The following is a 3,150-nucleotide window of genomic DNA, read 5'->3' on the forward strand; positions in this document are numbered from 1 at the left end:
GTCGACCGCGACACGCCGCGCGCCCTCGACCCCGGCGAGAACTTTCTGCTCCTCGATCGGGATGCCGAGCTTTTCATAGACGCGAAGGATCTCGGGATCGACCTCGTCGAGACTGCCGAGCTTGGGCCTGGCCTTGGGCGCCGCGTAATAATAAGCGTCCTGGTAGTCGATCGTGGGGATGTCGAGCTTGGCCCAGTCGACCTCCTCCATCGTCAGCCAGGCGCGATAGGCCTTGAGCCGCCATTCTAGCATCCATTCGGGCTCGTTCTTCTTGCCCGAGATGAAGCGGACCGTGTCTTCCGACAGACCCTTGGGCGCGAACTCCTGCTCAATGTCCGAGGAGAAGCCCCACTCATAATCTTTCGCGATTGCCTCACGGGCCTGCGCATTGTCGAGGGGTTGGTCGAGCTGGTCCATCATGACGCTAATTCCTGAAGACTGACGGCGTGGAGTGCGCCGCGCACGGCGTTGCCGACGGCCCCCATGTGGGGCTTGATCCGGCAATGCGCGTCGAGTGCGCAGTCACTGGGGCCTTCCGCGCCCGAGCAGAGCGTTAGCGCGATCGGCCCCTCGACCGCTTCGACGATGTCGGCAAGGCTGATCGACGCGGCCGGGCGGGTGAGGACATAGCCGCCCTGCGCGCCGCGCGTGCTGGTCAGCAGCCCGGCGTGGGCAAGGATCCCCATCAGCTTCTGCGCGGTCGGCAGCGGCACGCCGGTTTCTTCGGCGAGCACGGCCGCCGACAGCCGCTCGCCAGCGTCGCGACGGGCGGCGGCGGTGAGCATGACGACGGCATAGTCGGCGAGGTGGGTGAGTCGCATGGGGTCCTAATCGGATGAATATGGTAGGATTTAGGCGTTCGCATCGAAAAGTTCAACCGGCGCTGCGAGGGAAGACGAGTTCGTCGGGTTGCTTCGCTTCGCTGGCAATGACAGGGCCCGATCATGTACCGCGCCCTCCGCCCCCTCATCTTTGCGCTCGACGCCGAGCGGGCGCATCGGGTGACGATCGCCGGGTTGAAACTGCTGCCCCGGCGCGCACCGTCGTTCGATCCCATCCTGAGCAGCGACGTCGCCGGGCTGACCTTCCCCTCCCCGGTCGGGCTCGCCGCCGGGTTCGACAAGGATGGCGAAGTGCCCGACGCGATGCTGTCGCTCGGGTTCGGGTTTGTCGAAGTAGGAACGGTCACGCCACTGCCGCAAGCCGGCAATCCCGGGCCACGCCTGTTCCGGCTGGTCGAGGACCGGGCGGTCATTAACCGCATGGGGTTCAACGGCGGCGGGCAGGCGGCGGCGCTGGCGCGGCTGGCGCAGCGACCCCGTCACGGGATCGTCGGCGTCAATATCGGTGCCAACAAGGACGCGGCGGATCGCATCGCCGATTATGCGCAGGGCGTGCGGATCATGGCGCCGGTGGCGGACTATCTGACGATCAACATTTCCTCGCCCAACACGCCGGGATTGCGGACGCTCCAAGCGGGCGGGGAACTGGCCGAATTGCTCGACGCTGTGCGGAGTGCGCGGAGCCGGAACGGGCCGCCGGTGTTCCTGAAGGTTGCGCCGGACCTCGACAGTGGCGACCACGACCGCATCATGCGCGCAGCCATCGATCATGGCATCGACGCACTGATCGTGGCAAACACGACCGTCTCGCGCCCGCCGCTGGCGTCAGGCCACGCAGTCGAAAGCGGCGGGCTGTCGGGGCGGCCGTTGAAGGCGCTGGCACTGGCGCAGTTGCGACTATTCCGGGCAGCGAGCGGCGGTGCGATCCCGCTGATCGCGGCGGGCGGGATCGAGGATGCCGACGACGCCTTTGCCCGGGTTCGGGCCGGGGCCAGCCTGATCCAGCTGTACACTGCGCTGGTTTACGAGGGGCCGGGGCTGGCGCGGCGGATCGCGACTGGGTTGGCCGAGCGCCTGCGCCGTAGCGAATTCGCCAATATTGCCGAGGCGGTGGGAAGCGAGTAGCCCGAGCCAATGCGAACCAAGATCGTTCTGGCCGCCGCCCTCGCGCTTGCCGGCTGTGTCACCACCCACACTCCCTCCATCTCGACTGCACCGTCCGGGCCGCCAGGCATCGTCAGTGCCGCCGACCCCCGCGCAGCAGACGCCGGCGCAACCATATTGCGCCAAGGCGGAAGCGCGGCCGATGCCGCCGTCGCGACCATGCTCGCACTGACCGTGGTCGAACCGCAGAGTTCGGGCATCGGCGGGGGCAGCTACCTCGTTTTCCGCGACGCCAGGGGCGTGATCCAGACCTATGACTCGCGCGAGACCGCGCCCCATGCCGCGACCGGGGCCTGGTTCCTCGGCGCCGACGGCAAGCCGCGCGCTTTCGAGGATGTCGTTCCGGGCGGGACCAGCGTCGGCGTGCCGGGCAATATGCGGATGGCGGCGCGGGCCAGTCACGATCATGGCAAGCTGGCGTGGAAGACGCTGTTCCAGCCGGCGATTGCGCTGGCGCGAGACGGGTTTTTGGTAACCCCGCGACTGCACCATGCGCTGGCCGACGAGCGGTCGACGGCGGGCTTTTCGGCGGCGGGTCGCGCCCTGTTCTACACCGCCGACGGGCAGGCGCTGGCGGTCGGCGCGCGGGTCCGTAATCCGGCGCTGGCCGATTTCCTGACCACCGTGGCGGAACGCGGCCCCGACTCCTTCTACGTCGGCCCCAACGCCAGCGCGATCGTCGCGGCCGTGCGGACCGCGTCGCACAACCCCTCACCGATGGATGTCGGCGATTTGGCGAGTTTCAGCTCGAAGCAACGGCCGCCGGTATGCGGCGCTTATCGCGGCTACACCTTGTGCGGGATGGGGCCGTCTTCGTCTGGCGGCATCGCAGTTATCCAGACGCTCAAGATGCTCGAGCGATTCGATCTTGGCGCGCTGGGGCCGAATTCACCGGTGGCGTGGCATTTGATCGCGGAGTCGATGCGACTGGCCTATGCCGATCGTGACCAATATCTCGGCGATCCCGACTATGTGTCGGTGCCGGTCACGGGGCTGCTCGACCCGGCCTATCTGGCCGAACGGTCGAAGCTGATTTCTGCGAGAGGGACGATGGCCACGGTTGTGGCCGGCACTCCGGCGGGCGCCCCGTATCATGCCAAGGGTGTCGAGGCGCTGGAGGCCGGTACGTCGTCCTTCGCCATCG

The 3,150-nt window shown here is 67.6% G+C and carries 3 protein-coding genes and 1 pseudogene; 2 read left to right on the forward strand and 2 right to left on the reverse strand.

Features of this window, described 5'->3' with window-relative positions; all coding sequences use genetic code 11:
• Positions 1–417: pseudogene (locus RMN84_RS11635) on the reverse strand (Fe-S cluster assembly protein SufB); the annotation flags it as partial.
• Complete coding sequence (locus tag RMN84_RS11640) at positions 417–821, reverse strand: SUF system Fe-S cluster assembly regulator (RefSeq protein WP_309612331.1); 405 nt, start codon at positions 819–821, stop codon at positions 417–419. The pseudogene RMN84_RS11635 and the gene RMN84_RS11640, both read right to left, overlap by 1 nt.
• A gap of 123 nt (positions 822–944) precedes the next feature.
• Here RMN84_RS11640 and RMN84_RS11645 point away from each other — a divergent pair, with 123 nt between their 5' ends.
• Together RMN84_RS11645 and RMN84_RS11650 are read left to right on the forward strand one after the other, a co-directional pair.
• Positions 945–1,967, forward strand: coding sequence for a quinone-dependent dihydroorotate dehydrogenase (locus RMN84_RS11645; protein WP_309612332.1), 1,023 nt, complete (start codon positions 945–947; stop codon positions 1,965–1,967).
• A gap of 9 nt (positions 1,968–1,976) precedes the next feature.
• On the forward strand, positions 1,977–3,150 hold a 1,174-nt coding region (locus RMN84_RS11650), incomplete at its 3' end, for a gamma-glutamyltransferase (protein WP_309612333.1).

The organism is Sphingomonas sp. (genome assembly GCF_031380695.1).
Taxonomy (GTDB): domain Bacteria; phylum Pseudomonadota; class Alphaproteobacteria; order Sphingomonadales; family Sphingomonadaceae; genus Sphingomicrobium.